The organism is Pseudarthrobacter sp. C1 (assembly GCF_034720455.1).
In the GTDB taxonomy this organism is placed as follows: domain Bacteria; phylum Actinomycetota; class Actinomycetes; order Actinomycetales; family Micrococcaceae; genus Arthrobacter.
The window spans coordinates 357498-375256 of record NZ_JAYESK010000002.1 but is presented as its reverse complement, the minus strand read 5'-3'; the positions used below and the strand labels follow the sequence as shown (position 1 = coordinate 375256).

Below are 17759 nucleotides of genomic sequence, written 5' to 3'. Positions count from 1 at the left end.
CCGCCGCGGCTACCGGCGAGTAGCATGTGACGTGCACAACTTCTGTTGACCGACTAAGCGTTCAGGGCTGGCCGGTCACGGTTTGGCAACGGAGTACCAGTATCTGGACTTCGTGCAGTTAGGCTACTCGTATATGTAGGCTGCGTCACAGCGGACAGCTGGGTCTCGCCTGCGGGGGAGCACAAGATTCCCCCTCGTTATCTCCCACAACTCATAGGAGGCGGAATGCGTTTTACGCGCACTTCCAAAGCACTGGGCATAGTGGCAATAGCCGCGCTTGCCCTGACCGGCTGCGGCGCTGGAGGCGGCAGCACTGACGGAGCCAGCAACGCCGCCGGCGACCCGAACAAGGTCATCACTGCCTACAGCAACGAACCACAAAATCCGTTGCTGCCGGCGAACACGAACGAAGTCTACGGCGGCCGCGTCGTCGAGCTTCTGTTCGAAGGCCTGCGGACCTACGACGCTGATGGCAAGCCGGTGAACGCGCTGGCAGAATCCATCGAGTCGCCTGATGCCCAGAACTGGACCATCAAGATCAAGCAGGGCCAGAAGTTCACGAACGGTGAAGAGATCACGGCCAAGACGTTCGTGGATTCCTGGAACTTCGCGGCGAACTCGAAGAACCTGCAGAACAACGGGTTCTTCTTTGAATCCATCGCCGGCTATGAGGAAGTCTCGGCGGTTACCAAAGAGAAGTCTGCGGACGGCAAGACCACCACCACTCCCGCACCCACCGCGGAAACCATGTCCGGCCTCGAAGCCAAGGACGACTCCACCCTTACCGTCAAGCTGGCCCAGCCCGAAGCTGACTGGTCCTTGCGACTCGGCTACTCCGCCTTCTTCCCGCTTCCCTCCGCTGCGCTGGCAGACCCGAAGGCATTCGGCGAGAACCCGGTAGGCAACGGCCCGTACAAGATGGAGAAAGAAGGCGCCTGGGTTCACGACCAGTCCATCTCCCTCGTGAAGAACCCGGACTACAGCGGTCCCCGCGAGTCGAAGAACGGTGGCGTGACGTTCAAGTTCTACACGGATCCGGGCCCCGCGTACACCGACCTGCAGTCGGACAACCTGGACGTAACCGACGTCCTCCCGTCGAATGCGCTTAAGACGTACGTTTCGGACTTCCCGGACCGCAATGCCACCAAGCCCGTTGCCACCAACTCCACCCTGAACATCCCGGGTTACAACCCGAACTTCCAGGGTGAAGCCGGCAAGCTCCGCCGCCAGGCACTCTCCTACGCCATCAACCGCGAGGAGATCGCCAAGGTTGTCTTCAACGGCACCCGCACCCCGGCCAAGGCATTCGCCCCGCCGGTCATTGACGGATTCAAGGAAGGCCTCAAGGGCAGCGAAGTCCTGAAGTTCGACGCCGCAAAGGCCAAGGACCTCTGGGCACAGGCTGACAAGATCCAGCCGTACGACAATTCCAAGCCGCTGCAGATCGCATCCAACACCGATGGCGGCAACAAGGAATGGATCGACGCCGTAGCTAACGGCTTCAAGAACAACCTGGGAATCCAGGCTGAAATCCAGCCCTTCGCCAAGTTTGCTGAGGTCCTGAACCTGCGCAAGTCCCAGTCCCTCCCGGGCCTGAGCCGCGCCGGCTGGCAGGGCGACTACCCGTCGCTCTACAACTTCCTGGGGCCGGTCTGGGCCACGGGCGCATCCTCCAACTACGAGAAGTACTCGAACCCCGAGTTCGACAAGCTGCTCAAGGAGGGCCTGGCAGCCAAGACCACGGATGAGGCCAACGCCAAGTTCAACGCGGCACAGGAGATCCTCTTCGAGGACCTTCCCGGCCTGCCGCTCTGGGACCAGGCACGGCCGATCGTGTGGAGCAACAACGTCGCCAAGGCTGAAACCGGCTGGAACGGCAGCATCCTTTACTACGGCATCACCGCAAAGTAGTCCCAGAACTAACTTGTCGGTAAGCACATGGGGGTCCGGCTACCGCCGGGCCCCCATTGGCTTGCACGGCAGGAAGGCACCAATGAACCTGTTTTCTTCCCAACCGGAAGGCTGGTGATCCGGTGGTCCGCTTTATTCTGCGCCGACTCCTTCAAGTGATCCCCGTCTTCATCGGCACCACCCTTTTGGTCTATTACATGGTGTTCGCCCTCCCGGGTGACCCTATCGCTGCGCTTTTCGGGGACCGTCAGCCTCCGCAGGCCGTCATCGACACGCTGCGCAGCCAGTACCACCTTGATGAGCCGTTCTGGGTCCAGTACGGCCTGTTCCTCAAGAACCTCTTTACGTTCAACCTTGGCAACGACTTCACCGGCCAGCCCATTGCGGCAAGCCTGGCCCGCGTCTTCCCGGTCACCGCGATGCTGGCCGTTGAGGCCTTGGCCATCCAGGCGATCTTCGGCGTGGCATTCGGTGTTTTCGCAGGCCTGCGCCGCGGCGGCTGGTTCGACTCCACCGTCCTGGTGGCGTCGCTCGTGGTCATCGCCGTGCCCACATTCGTCCTGGGCTTCGTCTTCCAGCTCGTCTTCGGCGTCAAGCTCGGATGGGCGAAACCCACCGTCGGCGCCAACGCCGACTGGGGGAGCCTGCTGCTGCCCGCCATTGTCCTGGGCCTGGTGTCCTTCGCTTATGTCCTCCGCCTCACCCGCGCCTCGGTCAGCGAAAACATGAATGCCGACTACGTGCGCACTGCCACTGCCAAGGGCCTGTCGCGGCCCCGCGTGGTCCTGGCCCATATCCTGCGCAACTCCCTGATTCCCGTGGTGACCTACCTCGGTGCCAACCTCGGCGGCCTCATGGGTGGCGCGATCGTGACGGAGGGTATCTTCAACGTGCCCGGCGTCGGCAACAAGCTCTACCAGGCGGTCCTCCGCAGCGAGGGTCCCACCATCGTTTCCATCGTCAGCGTGCTGGTGCTGGTCTTCGTAGTGGCCAACCTGCTTGTCGATCTCCTTTACGCCTGGCTTGACCCGAGGATCCGCTATGACCAGTAATAACAGCCACTTTGTGGCGCCCATCGACGAAACCCCGTTGCTGGCAACGGATGCCGTAAAGACTGACCAGGCCCCGCTCAGCCTGTGGTCCGACGCCTGGCGCAAGCTCCGCCGTCGTCCGCTGTTCATCATTTCCGCGCTGCTGATCGTGATGCTGACCGTGATAGCGCTGTTCCCCGGACTCTTTACCTCCGTGGCTCCCAACGAGGGCTGCGAACTGGCCAATTCCGAGGGCGGACCCATGGCCGGCCACCCCTTTGGTTTCACTTTCCAGGGCTGCGACGTGTACTCCCGCGTCATCCACGGGACCCAGGCCTCGCTGTCAGTGGGCCTTCTCTCCGTGCTGTGCGTCCTGGTCATCGGTGTCACCATCGGTGCCCTGGCCGGTTACTACGGCGGCTGGATCGACGCCGTGCTCGCACGCCTGGGTGACATCTTCTTCGCCCTGCCGCTGATCCTTGGCGCGCTGGTCATCACCCAGCTTCCCATGTTCCGCGAGAACAGGGGCGTCTGGACGGTGGTCTTTGTCATCTCGCTGCTGGCGTGGCCGCAGATGGCACGCATCACGCGCGGTGCCGTCATTGAGGTACGCAACGCTGACTTCGTCACTGCGGCGCGGGCCCTGGGCGTCTCCAAATTCGGGGCCCTTGTGCGGCACGTACTGCCGAACGCCCTCGCGCCGATCATCGTCCTTGCCACGCTGGAACTCGGCGTGTTCATCGTGGCCGAAGCCACGCTGTCCTTCCTGGGTATCGGCCTGCCGCAAAGCATCATGTCCTGGGGCAATGACATCGCCGGCGCCCAGGCGTCCATTCGAACCAGGCCGGAAATCATGCTGTATCCGGCCGCGGCCCTGTCCATCACGGTCCTGAGCTTCATCATGCTGGGCGATGCTGTACGTGACGCCCTCGATCCCAAGAGCCGTCAGCGATGAGAGATAACGAGATGACCACTCCACAAATCCGCATCGACGAGGCCGGCGCCACCGGCGTCCAGCCGCTGCTGGAAATCCGCGACCTGGCCATTACGTTCAAGACCGGCGGCGGGGACATCCAGGCAGTCCGGAATGCGCACCTGAGCATCATGCCCGGTGAGACCGTCGCCATCGTGGGGGAGTCGGGTTCCGGCAAGTCCACGACGGCGCTGGCGGCCATCGGGCTGCTGCCCAATAACGGCCGTGTGTCCGGTGGCCAGATCCTGCTGGACGGTGAGGACATTGCCCACGCCACCGAGCAGCGGATGATCGAACTGCGCGGCAACACCATCGGCATGGTGCCGCAGGATCCCATGTCCAACCTCAACCCCGTCTGGAAAATCGGCTACCAGGTCAAGGAGACCCTGCGCGCCAACGGCAGGCCGAGCGGGCCGGAGGACATTGCCAAGGTACTTGCCGAAGCCGGCCTCCCGGATGCGCACAGGCGTGCCAACCAGTATCCGCATGAGTTCTCCGGCGGTATGCGGCAGCGCGCCCTCATTGCCATCGGCCTCTCCTGCCAGCCGCGGCTGCTCATTGCCGACGAGCCGACTTCGGCGCTGGATGTGACCGTGCAGCGGCAGATCCTCGACCATCTGGACACCATGACCACGGAACTGGGCACGTCGGTACTGCTGATCACGCACGACCTGGGCCTGGCTGCGGAACGGGCGGACAAGGTCGTGGTGATGTACCAGGGACAGGTCGTGGAAGCAGGGCCCTCCCTGGAACTGCTGCGAAACCCCCGGCACCCTTACACCAAGAGGCTTGTCGAATCTGCACCTTCCCTCGCCAGCCGGCGGATCCAGGCTGCCAAGGAACAGGGCGTGGAAACGGCCGATCTCCTGGCCCCGGCCGCAGAGGCGGCAACGGCAGACAACGTCTTGCAGATCCAGGACCTGCGCAAGGTCTACAAGCTCCGGCAGGGTTTCGGGAGAGCTTCGGACTTCGCCGCCGTTGACGGTGTGAGCTTCGACGTCAAACGCGGAACCACGACGGCGATCGTGGGGGAATCGGGTTCCGGCAAGTCCACAGTGGCCAAGATGGTGCTCCAGCTGGAGAAGCCGACCGAGGGCAGGATTCTGTTCGATGGCGTGGACACGTCAGGTCTGAAGCCGGCGGAACTCTTCAAGTTCCGTCGCCGGGTCCAGCCCATCTTCCAGGATCCATACGGTTCCCTGGACCCCATGTACAACATCTTCCGCACTATTGAAGAACCGTTGCGCGTCCACAAGATCGGCGACAAAGCCAGCCGTGAGAAAAAGGTCCGGGAACTCCTGGACCAGGTGGCCCTTCCGCAGTCGGCCATGCAGCGCTACCCCAACGAGCTGTCCGGCGGCCAGCGGCAGCGCGTGGCCATCGCCCGTGCACTGGCGCTGGATCCGGAAGTGATCATCTGTGACGAAGCGGTGTCCGCCCTCGACGTCCTGGTCCAGGCGCAGGTGCTGAACCTGCTGGCGGACCTGCAATCCAAACTCGGACTGACGTACCTCTTCATCACGCACGACCTTGCGGTGGTGCGCCAGATCGCGGACCACGTCTGTGTCATGGAAAAGGGGCGGCTGGTGGAGACCGGATCCACGGACGACGTCTTCGAATCGCCGCAGCAGGAGTACACCAAGGCCCTGCTCAATGCCATTCCCGGTGCCAAGCTGATGTTGCCGCCGGAAGTAGCCTAGCGACGCGGCACCAACGCGCGACGGCCGGCGCCGGGGTATTGGACTCCGGCGCCGGCCGTTGCTGTTTTCAGTCCTGGCCCGCGCCTGCGCCTCCGGTGCGGGCATCCAGGAGCGGGGCAACGTCCGCCGTCGGCGTTCGCTCCAGGCCCAGTTCGCGGAGGCGGCGCTCAAGGAGCGTACCCAGCGCCCGGCGGCCCCCCGGGTTCATGTGCACGGAGTCCGCGAGATCCTGGACCAGGCCGTATTTGGTCAGCCAGTCACCCACGGCTACGAAGGGCAGGCCGTGGTCCGCCGCCACGGATCCCAGCAGGGCGTCCACCTCGCTTCGCCGGCCTCCGCCATGGCCTTCGCCGCGGGCCAGAGTCCCGATCATCGCCAGGCGCGTGCCCGGGTACCGCCTTTGGAGCTCCCCGATCAGCCGCTCAGCGTTGGCAACGATGTCGCTGTCACTGGCTCCGCTGGTGGCATCGTTGCCGCCGCCCTGCACCACGATCAGCGCGGGCGTGCCGGCCGGGAGCAGCCAGTCGCCGCGCAGGAGCGCATCGATGTAGTTGCCCGTGGCACCCTTCGACGTGACAAAACCGGTGCCGCCCCTGCCGCAGAAGTACACCCGGTATCCCGCGGCGGCCAGGCCCAGCCGCGGCCAGCCGTCGGCCGGCTCCGATTGTGAATCGCCGATCAGGAGGACGGTCCTGCCGATCTCCGGGACCACCGCCTCAAGCCGGCCGTTGCCGGGGTTGAGGACACGCGAAACGGCAGGCGCCGCGTCCACCAGGGCCGGACCCTCGCCCGACGTGGCGGGCAGGGCGCAGCCGGAGAGGACAAGGGCGCCTGCCACGGCGATAACCGCAACGGCGGCCGCGACGGTACGGCGGCGGTACCGGGCCGCAGCGGCCAAGGCATTTCGCATCTGGTGTCTTTCGGGCTTGCGCTGTATGTCAGAGCAATCATGTGGCATCGCCGCCGGATCCGCCAGTGATTTTGCCCACAAATAAGCATCGTGGCGCGGCGGTTGGCCGGCCACCGGATCCGCGGTCGGCGGAAAAATTTAGGCCAATAAAAGGCACACCGGCTAGACTTGGGGAAGGTGCCCTGTGCTAAGGGCCTGATCCGTCGTGCGTTCCAGTTGGAAATGTCGCGATACATTACAGCTGACCCACTGAATCGAGCAATAACGCATGTCTGAAACCACCACCAACATTGCGGTAGCCACTGCATCGCGCAGTGACCTGCGCAACGTCGCGATTGTGGCCCACGTTGACCACGGCAAGACCACCCTGGTCGACGCCATGCTCAAGCAGACCAACTCCTTTGCCGAGCACAACCACCTCGAAGACCGCGTCATGGACTCCGGTGACCTGGAGCGCGAAAAGGGCATCACCATCCTGGCCAAGAACACCACGGTGGCCTACAACGGTCCGTCCTCCCACGGCGAAACCATCACCATCAACGTCATCGACACCCCGGGCCACGCCGACTTCGGCGGCGAGGTGGAACGCGGCCTGTCCATGGTTGACGGCGTCGTCCTCCTCGTTGATGCCTCTGAGGGCCCGCTGCCCCAGACCCGCTTCGTGCTGCGCAAGGCCCTCGCCGCACACCTTCCCGTGATCCTGCTGGTCAACAAGACCGACCGTCCCGATGCCCGCATCGACGAAGTGGTCCACGAGTCCATGGACCTGCTCCTGGGCCTGGCCTCCGACCTTGCCGATGAAGTGCCGGACCTGGACCTGGACAAGGTCCTGGAAGTTCCGGTTGTCTACGCTGCCGCCAAGGTTGGCCGCGCGTCGCTGGAGCAGCCCGCCAACGGTGCAGCCCCGGACAACGAGGACCTTGAGCCGCTGTTCAAGACCATCATCGAGCACATCCCGGCTCCCACCTACAACCCCGACGGTGTCCTGCAGGCGCACGTCACCAACCTGGACGCGTCCCCGTTCCTGGGCCGCCTGGCGCTGCTGCGCATCTACAACGGCACCCTGCGCAAGGGCCAGACAGTTGCCTGGGCCCGCGCCAACGGTGAACTCAAGAACGTCAAGATCACCGAGCTCCTGGCCACCAAGGCGCTGGACCGCGTGCCGGCAGAATCCGCCGGACCGGGCGAGATCGTCGCCGTCGCCGGCATCGAGGAAATCACCATCGGTGAGACGCTGACCGATGCCGAGAACCCGCAGCCGCTGCCGCTGATCACCGTGGACGATCCCGCCATCTCCATGACCATCGGTATCAACACCTCGCCGCTGGCCGGCAAGGTCAAGGGCGCCAAGGTCACGGCCCGCCAGGTGAAGGACCGCCTGGACAAGGAACTGATCGGTAACGTCTCCATCAAGGTTCTGCCCACCGAGCGTCCCGACGCCTGGGAAGTCCAGGGCCGTGGCGAGCTCGCCCTTGCAATCCTGGTTGAGCAGATGCGCCGCGAAGGCTTCGAGCTGACCGTAGGCAAGCCGCAGGTGGTCACCAAGACCATCGACGGCAAGGTCCACGAGCCGATGGAGCACATGACCATCGACGTACCGGAAGAGTACCTCGGCGCCGTCACGCAGCTCATGGCAGCCCGCAAGGGCCGTATGACCAACATGGCCAACCACGGCACAGGCTGGTGCCGGATGGAGTTCATCGTTCCGGCCCGTGGCCTGATCGGTTTCCGCACCAAGTTCCTCACGGACACCCGCGGCGCCGGCATCGCAGCCTCCATTTCCGAGGGCTACGAGCCGTGGGCCGGCCCCATCGAGTACCGCACCAACGGTTCGATGATCGCTGACCGCGCCGGCGTCGTGACTCCGTTCGCCATGATCAACCTGCAGGAACGCGGCTCCTTCTTCGTGAAGCCCACGTCCGAGGTCTACGAGGGCATGATCGTGGGCGAGAACTCCCGCGCCGACGACATGGACGTCAACATCACCAAGGAAAAGAAGCTCACCAACATGCGTGCAGCCTCCTCCGACACCTTCGAGAACCTGACGCCGCCGCGCGACCTCACCCTCGAAGAGTCCCTGGAATTTGCCCGCGAGGACGAGTGCGTCGAGGTCACCCCGGAAGCCATCCGCATCCGCAAGGTCATCCTGGACACCAACGAGCGTGCCAAGGCCAACCGCGCCCGCGCCAAGGTCTAGCAACTCTAGTTTCTTCCACAGAATGCCACCGGCCCCGTGCCGGTGGCATTCTGCGTTCCCCCTGCGCAGTCATATCCGGGTTCGGCGCGCAGGGGCAGTCCCCGTACACTGACCGGCGCCTTCACCGCACCCGGAGGTTTTCCACATGGCCGGCACGGGCCCTGGGTCGGACTCCTCGGACCGGGCAGCATGCACCCATGCGAACTGTCATTGATGCATTGGCGGCATTGGGGGGAGTCGCCAGCGCAAGCTCACTCAGGCAAGCCGGAGTTCCCCGCCGCCTCATTGAAGCCGGTGTGCTTGACGCCTCCGTCCAGAGGGTTGCCAGGGGAATGTACGCGCTGCCGCAGGCAGAACCCGTGCTCATCCATGCCGGCCGCCATTACGCGGTTCCGGGTTGTGTCACGGCCGCCTTGGCAGCGGGGCTGTGGGTAGTCAGGGAACCGGAGAAACCGCATCTGGCCGCCCGGCACGGGAGGCCGGTTCCGGGCTGCGTGGTCCATCGAAGCAGCCTTCCGTTGACGCCCTTGGATTTTGTGTGCCAATCCCTCCGCTGCCTGCCGCCGCTTGAGGCGCTGACCATCGCGGAATCTGCGGTGAAGAAGGGGGTGGTTCAACTTCCGGCGTTGAGGGAACGCTTTCCAGCGGCGCGGGAGAAGAGCGTTCTTGCACTTGTGGGCAGAATCCGGCCGCAATCGGGTTCCATCATTGAAACGATGGCCCGGTACCTGCTGGAAGAAGCGGGGCTGACAGTCGAACTTCAGGTCAATATTCCGGGGATGGGCCACCTGGATCTTCTTGTGGACGGACTGCTGGGCATCGAGACGGATGGCTACACCCATCACAGCAGCCGCGCAGCGTACCGGGAGGACAGGCGGCGCTGGAACGTTACCGTTGTCCGGGGCGTTCCCACCCTTCGCGTGACGTTCGAGATGCTGCTCGTCGAGCCCACGGAGTTCGTGCACATGGTGCATCAGGCACTCGCGACGTACCGCCCTGCGCAGTGAAGCCCGGGTTCGCTGCGCAGGGACTGTCCCTGCGCAGCGTGGGTCGCCCTAGGCGCGCGGCCGGCGCCGCTCCGGCGCCGGTGGCACTTCTTTGGCAGCCACCACCAGGTCCAAGGGAATGACGACGTCGGCCAGCCGGGTGCGGATGGTGCACGCACCGGCGTCGCAGGCCAGGAGGTGCCCGAGGGCATCCGTGAGCCCGTCCTCGATGCGGTAGCGCACCACAACCCTCGTTCCAGGCGTTGCGGTGGAGAGGAACCCGGAAGGAGCGGGTATAGGCTGACTCACCAGTTCATACTAGGTGCCCGGCTAGGTTCGCGGGAACGGGCTGGGAGATAATAGGCTCAGATGTCAAGAGTCCGGCCGCAGTTGCCGGATGCAAGAACCGGCGGGTTGCCGGAACCAACGTGGAGAGGCCAGGGACGTGACGTACGTAATCGCGCAGCCGTGTGTAGATGTCAAGGACAAGGCATGTATTGAGGAATGCCCCGTCGACTGCATCTACGAAGGTGAGCGTTCGCTGTACATCCATCCGGACGAGTGCGTGGACTGCGGCGCCTGTGAACCGGTCTGCCCGGTTGAAGCCATTTACTACGAGGATGACACCCCGGAGGAATGGGCGGACTACTACAAGGCCAACGTCGAGTTCTTTGATGACCTCGGTTCCCCCGGAGGTGCCGCGAAGATCGGCAACACGGGCAAGGACCACCCGATGATCGCCGCGCTGCCGCCGCAGAACCAAGACCACTGACCCGGGCAGGGACCGTGACCGCAGCAGCAAGAACCTTTGGCCTGGACCTGCCTGACTACCCGTGGGAGGCCATGGCGCCGTATGTCGCCAAGGCCGGGCAGCACCCGGACGGGGCGGTCAATCTGTCCATTGGCACCCCGGTTGACCCCACCCCCGCCCTGATCCAGGATGCTCTGAAGGCGGCCGCCGACGCCCCGGGGTACCCCACCGTCCATGGCACCCCGGCCCTCCGTGAAGCGATTGCCGGGTGGTTTGAGCGGCGCCGCGGCGTTACCGGCCTCGATCCCCGCAACATCATGCCCACCGTGGGCTCCAAAGAACTCGTGGCATGGCTGCCGCTCCTGCTGGGGCTTAAGCCCGGAGACGTCGTCGTGCGCCCGAAGGTGGCATACCCTACCTATGACATCGGGGCCACCCTCGCCGGTGCCGCGTCCGTGGCGACCGACAACCTGGATGAACTCGACGACGAGACGCGGGCGCGGGTACGGCTCATCTGGGTCAACTCGCCCGGCAACCCCACAGGCAGCGTCCGGGGCGTCGAATCCCTGAAAGCGCTCGTGGAACAGGCCCGTGGGCTGGGCGCCGTGGTGGCCTCGGACGAATGCTACGCCGAGCTGGGATGGGGCGATTGGGACGTCCAGCGCGGCGGCCAGGCCGTTCCCAGTATCCTGGACCCCCGGGTCGCGGGAGGCTCCCATCGGGGGCTCCTGGCCGTCTACTCCCTCAGCAAGCAGTCCAACGTGGCAGGTTACCGTGCAGCGTTTGTGGCCGGAGATCCTGACTTAATGCCCAACCTGGTCAACAGCCGCAAGCACGCAGGCATGATTGTCCCGTACCCGGTCCAGGAGGCCATGCGCGTAGCGCTTGGCGACGACGCCCACGTTGAGGCGCAGAAGGACCTGTACCGCGGACGCCGCGATCGGCTGGTCCCGGCCCTGCTGGACTTCGGCCTGGAGATCAAGGATTCCGACGCCGGACTGTACCTTTGGTCCACGGCGGGGGAGAGCACGTGGGACACGGTGGCACGGCTGGCTGAGCGCGGCATCGTTGTGGGCCCCGGGGTTTTCTACGGCGAGGCGGGCAACGGCTACATCCGCGTGGCTTTGACGGGTTCGGACGAGCGCATCGACGCCGCAGTGTCACGTCTGGCAGCGGCGCGACAATAAAACAGCACCGTAACAATGGTGTGACTCGCGCCACAAGAGCCCTATTTTAGGGGCTTCAGCCACGTCTTGGATTAGTGACACCCGCCAAGGAGCGGGTACTTTTTAAGTGACTATCAATGGTGGCCCTCTACAAGAAGGCAGCCCGGGTGTTGGAACCTGTGTTCTCAGGGTCAGTGCGCGGCTCACCTGATGTTGGATCAAGCTTTCGACAGAGGCCCAGAAGCCTCATGAAGGGGACTCCATGACTGAGACCAACAACGCAGCGACCCTGCTCCACGCAGGAGGCGAGCTTAAGCTCCCGCGCATCCAGGTTATTGAAGGGAACGAAGGCTACGACGTTTCCAAGCTGCTGAAGCAGACGGGCGCAGTCACCTTCGACCCCGGCTTCATGAATACCGCAGCCACCACCTCGGCCATCACCTACATCGATGGCGATGCGGGCATCCTGCGGTACCGCGGATACCCCATCGAGCAGCTGGCGCAGCACTCCAGCTTCCTCGAAGTGTCCTACCTGCTGATCTACGGCAACCTGCCCACGCCCACGGAACTGGACACGTTCGACCAGAAGATCCGGCGGCACACCCTGCTGCATGAGGAGCTCAAGGGCTTCTTCGGCGGCTTCCCCCGCGACGCGCACCCCATGCCCGTCCTGTCCTCGGCCGTATCCGCGCTGTCCACGTTTTACCAGGACTCGCTGGACCCGTTCAATGCAGAACAGGTGGAAGTTTCCACAATCCGCCTCATGGCCAAGCTCCCGGTCATCGCGGCGTACGCGCACAAGAAGTCCATCGGCCAGCCCATGCTGTACCCGGACAACTCCCACAACCTTGTGGAGAACTTCCTGCGCCTCAGCTTCGGGCTTCCGGCGGAGCAGTACGAGGTGGACCCGGTCGTCGCGAAGGCACTGGACCTGCTGCTCATCCTGCACGCGGACCACGAGCAGAACTGCTCCACCTCCACGGTGCGGCTGGTGGGTTCCTCCAACGCCAACCTCTTCGCCTCAGTGTCCGCAGGCATCAACGCGCTCTTTGGCCCCGCCCACGGCGGCGCCAACGAGGCCGTGCTCAAGATGCTTCGACAGATCCAGGCCGACGGCACCAAGCCCGAGGACTACATGGAGAAGGTCAAGAACAAGGAAGACGGCGTCCGCCTCATGGGCTTCGGGCACCGCGTCTACAAGAACTACGATCCGCGCGCCAAGATCGTCAAGGCCACGGCACACGAGATCCTCACCAAGCTCGGCGGCAACGACGAACTGCTGGACATCGCCCTCCGCCTGGAAGAGAAGGCGCTGAACGATGACTACTTCATCCAGCGCAAGCTCTACCCGAACGTGGACTTCTACACCGGCCTGATCTACAAGGCCATGGGGTTCCCGGAGAAGATGTTCACGGTCCTGTTCGCCATCGGCCGCCTTCCGGGCTGGATTGCCCAGTGGCGCGAAATGATCAGCGACCCCAACACCAAGATCGGCCGCCCCCGCCAGCTCTACATCGGTGAGCCCGAGCGCGACTACCCGGTCCGCTAGTCCCCACTCCCTCGCCGGTGCGGGCCCGCCCACCGGCTCCATTACGACGACGGCCGCCCACCGTCCGGAGGTGGGCGGCCGACGGCGGTAATCCCATCGAGTGCTCCGCAGTTGTCGTTTAGGCGTCCCAAAACGACAACTGCGGAGCAATCGGTGGGCAGGTCAGGAGGCGTAGCCCTGGGGGTTGTTTTTCTGCCAGCGCCAGTGGTCCTCGCACATCTGGTCCACTGTCTTGGTGGTGGACCAGCTGAGGTCGGCCAGGGCGGAAGTTGCGTCGGCCCAGAATGCCGGGAGGTCGCCGGCGCGGCGGCCGGTGATCTCATACGGGATGGGCCTGCCCACAGCCTTTTCGAACGAGCGGAGGACTTCCAGGACGGAGGAGCCCTTGCCGGAGCCCAGGTTCCAGCGGAACACACCGGCGCGGTCCGCCACGTGGTCCAGTGCGGCCACGTGGCCCTCGGCAAGGTCGACGACGTGGATGTAGTCGCGCAGGCATGTGCCGTCGGGGGTGTCATAGTCGCCGCCGAACACCATGAGCTTTTCGCGGCGGCCCACGGCCACCTGGGCGATGAACGGAACCAGGTTGTTGGGGATCCCTTGGGGGTCCTCGCCGATCCGGCCGGAGGGGTGGGCGCCCACCGGGTTGAAGTAGCGCAACAGGGCAATGTGCCAGCGGGTGTCGGCTGACCCGAGGTCCGAGAGGATGTCCTCGATCTGCTCCTTGGTGCGGCCGTAAGGGTTGTTGGCCCCGATCTCCATCTTTTCGACATAGGGGATGGGGTTGTGCTCGCCGTAGACCGTGGCTGAGGAGCTGAAGACGATGGACCGGACATCGTGGCGGTCCATCACCCGGATGAGGTTCAGGGTCCCTACCAGGTTGTTGTAGTAGTACTTGAGCGGCTCACGGACGGACTCGCCCACGGCTTTCAGCCCTGCAAAGTGGATCACGGCGTCAATGGCGCCGGCGGCGAAGACCTTTTCGACGGCGGCCTCGTCCACGAGGTCGACATTATGGAACTCGGCAGTCTTCCCGCTGAGTTCGGCTACCCGCCGGAGGGACTCTTCACTGGAGTTGACCAGGTTGTCGATGACCACGACGTCATGGCCGGCTTCCTGCAGGGACAAAACAGTGTGGGAACCAATGTAGCCGGTGCCTCCGGTGACGAGAATTTTCATGCCTCAACGCTATCCCAACAACACGTGCCGCCGCCGCTGCGTCCCGGATGCCGGGCAAGAAGGACAGTGCCCGAAGTGCGGCCGCACGGCATGCCGCGCCCCGCGGAAGAACACATCCGTGCTAAATAGAAGTAGTGCCCAAAATCGTAGATGCCGAAGCCCGGCGCCAGGACGTGGTCGAAGCCGTTCTCCGGATCATCGCAGGTGACGGGCTGGAGCGGGCCTCGCTGCGGGAAGTGGCCGATGAGGCCGGGCTGGCTGTCGGTTCCGTCCGGCACTACTTCTCCGGGAGCGAGGAACTGCTCTCCTTCTCCTTCGCAGTGGTAGTGGACCGCATCGTGGGCCGCCTTGGAGCATCCCTGCCTGCGGTACACGATGCAGTGCCCGGTTCCCCAGAGCACCGCGAGGCAGTGTTAACCCTGCTGTGCGGAATCCTGCCTCTGGATGAGCAGCGGGCGCTGGAGGCGTGCGCCTGGATGGCGTTCAAGAATGCTGCACGGATCAGGCCGTTCCTTGCCACTGAGGCAGACCGGAGCCACCGCGAGGTGGCTGTCATCGCGGGGCGGGTGGTTAGCGCCTTAATGCCGCAGGACGAGCCGCAGGACAGCCTCGTGCTGGAGGCGGAGCGCCTCCTGGCGACGCTCGACGGGCTGTGCATGCATGCGCTGCTGCAACCCGGATGGATGACCCGCGAAATGTGCGTTGACGTCCTGGAACGGCACCTCGACGGGATGTGATGCCAGCCACTAACGTGGGCATTGAGGGGAATACACTGATTAGCAGGGGGCGCTGCCCGGTCACCCAACCCCGGTGCGGGCACACCACGGAAGGACGTCGGATGCATCAGACAAGCGGCACCAGGTGGCAAATCACCACGGACACGTCAGGGCCCATGATGATAGCCCTGTACGTCCGGGATACTGCAGGGCTTGACGGGGCAGGTCAGCCATCGTTGTCGCATGCAGCGCCCAAGGTCCGCCGCGCCGACCATTCGCACCTGACCGCCGACGTTGGTGGTTTGAGTGCCCTGAAGACGGAGTGGGAAGCCTGGTGGGAACAGCTGCTCAAAGCCCACCCCCAGACGTCCCCTGAATTGTCACCGCCGAACTTCGAGGCCTTCGGCAATTCGCCCGCGCTGCAGCGGGTGCTGCAGGCACACTTCGGTGCTGCCCTTACCTGGGCGCGGGAGCGCAGGAGTGAGTACGCCGAGATTGAGGCGGAGCGTGCTGCCACTGGAGCTGACCAGATTCTTGAGGACATGGTGGATGACAGGCTGATGGAGGTGGGCCGTGATTCCCGTGACTTCAAGCTGACCATCATCGAGCTGCCGTTGAACGAACAGCGGGCCTGGTACATGGAGCCGGACAAAATCATCATGAGCAACAAGCTGATGGGCGAGCCGGAGCTATTCCGCAGCTACGTCCAGCCAGTGGTGGAGATCCTGGTCTAGGGACCTTCCGCCTCCACCTGCCCGCAGCCCGCCGGTCCTCAGCTGCGGGCGTCTCCCGCCGCCACCGTGATCCGGACCCCGCCCTCCGGACCCGCAGATTCCTGCCAGCCGTCCCGCGATGCACGGTTCCAGCTTCTGCCCGCCACCTCGACCCGGGTGACCTCAAAGCCTTTGGCGTTGGCAACCGCCCATTGGGCCACGGACCACGCCTGGCTTCCCGCGGCCTCGACCACCAGGGTCTCACCGTCGACAGTTGTTTCCAGCGGGCCGTACGCCTGGTCCAGCTCGGCGGACACCGTTGCGGCGTCGCCGCCGGTGCCGGCCGCCCGAAGGGTGCATTGGACGGCCTCGGGCGTCTGGCCGCTCAGGCCGGAGGCAAAAGTCCGTCCCATTTCCTCGTGCTGCGCGTAGGCGGCGGGGTAGGCGGAGCGCTGAACACGCTGGGCTGCCTCGGTAATCTCCAGTGACTCATACCCGGGGATTTTCACCAGGGCGTCGTAGAAGGCGTTCGCCGCATAGTACGGATCCATGATCTCCGCCTCGGTTCCCCACCCTTGGGAAGGACGCTGCTGGAACAGCCCGCGCGAATCCGGGCCGGCCTGGTCTCCGTGCTCAATGTTCCGCAGCTTGGACTCCTGCATGGCGGTGGCCAGCGCTATGCTTGCTGCCCGCGGCGGAAGTCCGCGCTGCACGGCAACAGCAGTGATCAGCGAGGCATAGACGGCCTGGTCCGGGGCCAGCTCGGATGTCCGTTCGTCAATGACGGCCCTGCAGCGTTCCGAAACGAGGGTTTCGGAACGCTGCAGGAAGAACACGGCCGAGTAGATGCCGCCGGCTACGAGTGCCAGGGTGAGCACCAGTACCGCGAGGGTGCGCAGGCTGCGTCTTCGTGCCATGAAGGATCAGTTGGCGTGCAGGGCGTCGTTCAGCTCCACGGTCTGGCCCTGGCGGGGGAGGACCTCCACCGCGCCCGTGGTGGAGTTGCGGCGGAACAGCAGGTTGGGCACGCCGGACAGTTCCGCGGCCTTGACGATCTTGGTGGTGTCTTCACCCACCTCATCCTTTGGTCCCGGGATGCGGACGCGGGTTCCCGCCGTCACATACAGCCCGGCCTCAACCACCGAATCGTCACCGATGCTGATGCCGACGCCTGAATTGGCGCCCAGCAGGACCCGCTCGCCGATGGTGATTTTTTCCTTGCCCCCGCCGGACAGCGTGCCCATGATGGAGGCGCCGCCGCCGACGTCACTGCCGTTGCCGGTCACTACGCCGGCCGAGATGCGGCCTTCCACCATGGAGGTGCCCAGGGTTCCGGCATTGAAGTTGACGAAACCTTCGTGCATCACGGTGGTGCCTTCGGCCAGGTGGGCACCGAGGCGCACGCGGTCGGCGTCGGCAATCCTTACACCGGTGGGCACCACGTAGTCCACCATCCGCGGGAACTTGTCAATGCCGTAGACAGTGACGGCGCCACGGCGCCGCAGCCGCGCGCGGGTGAGCTCGAAGCCCTCCACCGGGGCGGGGCCGAAGTTGGTCCACACGACGTTGGGCAGGTTGCCGAAGATGCCGTCCAGGTTGATGGTGTTGGGCTTGACCAGGCGGTGCGAGAGGAGGTGCAGGCGCAGGTACGCATCGGCGGTATCGGCCGGGGCCTCATCGAGGTGGATCTGGACAAAAACCACTTTCTGTTCCGTGCCGCGGTCCTCATCGGCGCCGTTCTTGGCGATCAGGGTGAGGGACTCATCAGCGTTCTCAACGGAACGCAGGTTTTCGGCGGCAACACCGAGGGCCGGTGCCGGAAACCACACGTCCAGTACGGTGGCGTCACCGGTGGAAATGGTGGCCACGCCGAACCCGTAGGCAGAGCGTTCGTCGGTGGTTGCGTTCGAGGTTTCGGGCACGGCGGAAGAAGCAGTCTCAGTCATGGCCCCAGTCTATCGAGGGGCAGCGACAGGGTCC

The 17759-nt window shown here is 64.6% G+C and carries 16 protein-coding genes; 11 read left to right on the top strand and 5 right to left on the bottom strand.

Annotation, left to right across the window (positions count from 1 at the left end; translation table 11 throughout):
• Positions 1-225 precede the first annotated feature (225 nt).
• The 4 genes from U7114_RS04375 (at position 226) to U7114_RS04360 (ending at position 5615) form a co-directional block, all read left to right on the top strand.
• Entirely contained in the window at positions 226-1911 is a 1686-nt protein-coding gene (locus U7114_RS04375; RefSeq protein ID WP_157241686.1) for a peptide ABC transporter substrate-binding protein, read from the top strand.
• Between the two features lie 122 nt (positions 1912-2033).
• Positions 2034-2963 (top strand): ABC transporter permease, encoded by a 930-nt coding sequence (locus U7114_RS04370; RefSeq protein ID WP_321214001.1) that lies wholly within the window; start codon positions 2034-2036, stop codon positions 2961-2963.
• On the top strand, positions 2953-3897 hold the full coding sequence (locus U7114_RS04365; RefSeq protein ID WP_157241687.1) for an ABC transporter permease: 945 nt from the start codon (positions 2953-2955) through the stop codon (positions 3895-3897). The genes U7114_RS04370 and U7114_RS04365 overlap by 11 nt, the downstream gene beginning before the upstream one ends.
• Positions 3898-3908: 11 nt before the next feature.
• A complete protein-coding gene (locus tag U7114_RS04360) occupies positions 3909-5615 on the top strand; it encodes an ABC transporter ATP-binding protein (protein ID WP_157241688.1) in 1707 nt (568 codons plus the stop codon).
• Between the two features lie 67 nt (positions 5616-5682).
• On the opposite strand, the gene U7114_RS04355 is transcribed toward U7114_RS04360, so the two are convergent.
• The gene (locus U7114_RS04355; RefSeq protein ID WP_321213999.1) at positions 5683-6525 is read right to left on the bottom strand and encodes an SGNH/GDSL hydrolase family protein; all 843 of its coding nucleotides are present in this window, start codon (positions 6523-6525) and stop codon (positions 5683-5685) included.
• Between the two features lie 268 nt (positions 6526-6793).
• On the opposite strand from U7114_RS04355, the gene typA reads away from it, so the two are divergent.
• Positions 6794-8722, top strand: coding sequence for a translational GTPase TypA (gene typA / locus U7114_RS04350; RefSeq protein WP_157241690.1), 1929 nt, complete (start codon positions 6794-6796; stop codon positions 8720-8722).
• A 197-nt stretch (positions 8723-8919) separates the two neighbouring features.
• Positions 8920-9729 (top strand): hypothetical protein, encoded by an 810-nt coding sequence (locus U7114_RS04345; protein WP_323056625.1) that lies wholly within the window; start codon positions 8920-8922, stop codon positions 9727-9729.
• 48 nt (positions 9730-9777) lie between these two features.
• Here U7114_RS04345 and U7114_RS04340 read toward each other — a convergent pair whose 3' ends face one another.
• Complete coding sequence (locus tag U7114_RS04340) at positions 9778-10017, bottom strand: hypothetical protein (protein ID WP_323056624.1); 240 nt, start codon at positions 10015-10017, stop codon at positions 9778-9780.
• A gap of 136 nt (positions 10018-10153) precedes the next feature.
• Between U7114_RS04340 and fdxA the strand changes: the two genes are divergently transcribed.
• From fdxA to U7114_RS04325, 3 genes are all read left to right on the top strand, one after another.
• Complete coding sequence (gene fdxA / locus U7114_RS04335) at positions 10154-10480, top strand: ferredoxin (protein WP_013601705.1); 327 nt, start codon at positions 10154-10156, stop codon at positions 10478-10480.
• 14 nt (positions 10481-10494) lie between these two features.
• Complete coding sequence (dapC, locus tag U7114_RS04330; protein WP_321213996.1) at positions 10495-11646, top strand: succinyldiaminopimelate transaminase; 1152 nt, start codon at positions 10495-10497, stop codon at positions 11644-11646.
• Between the two features lie 241 nt (positions 11647-11887).
• On the top strand, positions 11888-13174 hold the full coding sequence (locus tag U7114_RS04325; protein ID WP_157241694.1) for a citrate synthase: 1287 nt from the start codon (positions 11888-11890) through the stop codon (positions 13172-13174).
• A 162-nt stretch (positions 13175-13336) separates the two neighbouring features.
• Here the strand turns inward: U7114_RS04325 and galE are convergent, their stop codons facing one another.
• Positions 13337-14350 carry a UDP-glucose 4-epimerase GalE gene (galE, locus tag U7114_RS04320; protein ID WP_323056623.1) on the bottom strand — a complete coding sequence of 338 codons (1014 nt, stop codon included), beginning with the start codon at positions 14348-14350 and terminating at the stop codon, positions 13337-13339.
• 134 nt (positions 14351-14484) lie between these two features.
• Here galE and U7114_RS04315 point away from each other — a divergent pair, with 134 nt between their 5' ends.
• On the top strand, positions 14485-15087 hold the full coding sequence (locus U7114_RS04315) for a TetR/AcrR family transcriptional regulator (RefSeq protein WP_323056622.1): 603 nt from the start codon (positions 14485-14487) through the stop codon (positions 15085-15087).
• Between the two features lie 101 nt (positions 15088-15188).
• Complete coding sequence (locus U7114_RS04310) at positions 15189-15800, top strand: hypothetical protein (RefSeq protein ID WP_157241696.1); 612 nt, start codon at positions 15189-15191, stop codon at positions 15798-15800.
• Between the two features lie 38 nt (positions 15801-15838).
• On the opposite strand, the gene U7114_RS04305 is transcribed toward U7114_RS04310, so the two are convergent.
• Both U7114_RS04305 and dapD read right to left on the bottom strand, forming a co-directional pair.
• Positions 15839-16696: a hypothetical protein gene (locus tag U7114_RS04305; protein WP_323056621.1), complete on the bottom strand. Its 858-nt coding sequence runs from the start codon at positions 16694-16696 to the stop codon at positions 15839-15841.
• Between the two features lie 6 nt (positions 16697-16702).
• Entirely contained in the window at positions 16703-17725 is a 1023-nt protein-coding gene (gene dapD / locus U7114_RS04300) for a 2,3,4,5-tetrahydropyridine-2,6-dicarboxylate N-succinyltransferase (protein WP_321213993.1), read from the bottom strand.
• Between the last annotated feature and the right edge of the window lie 34 nt (positions 17726-17759).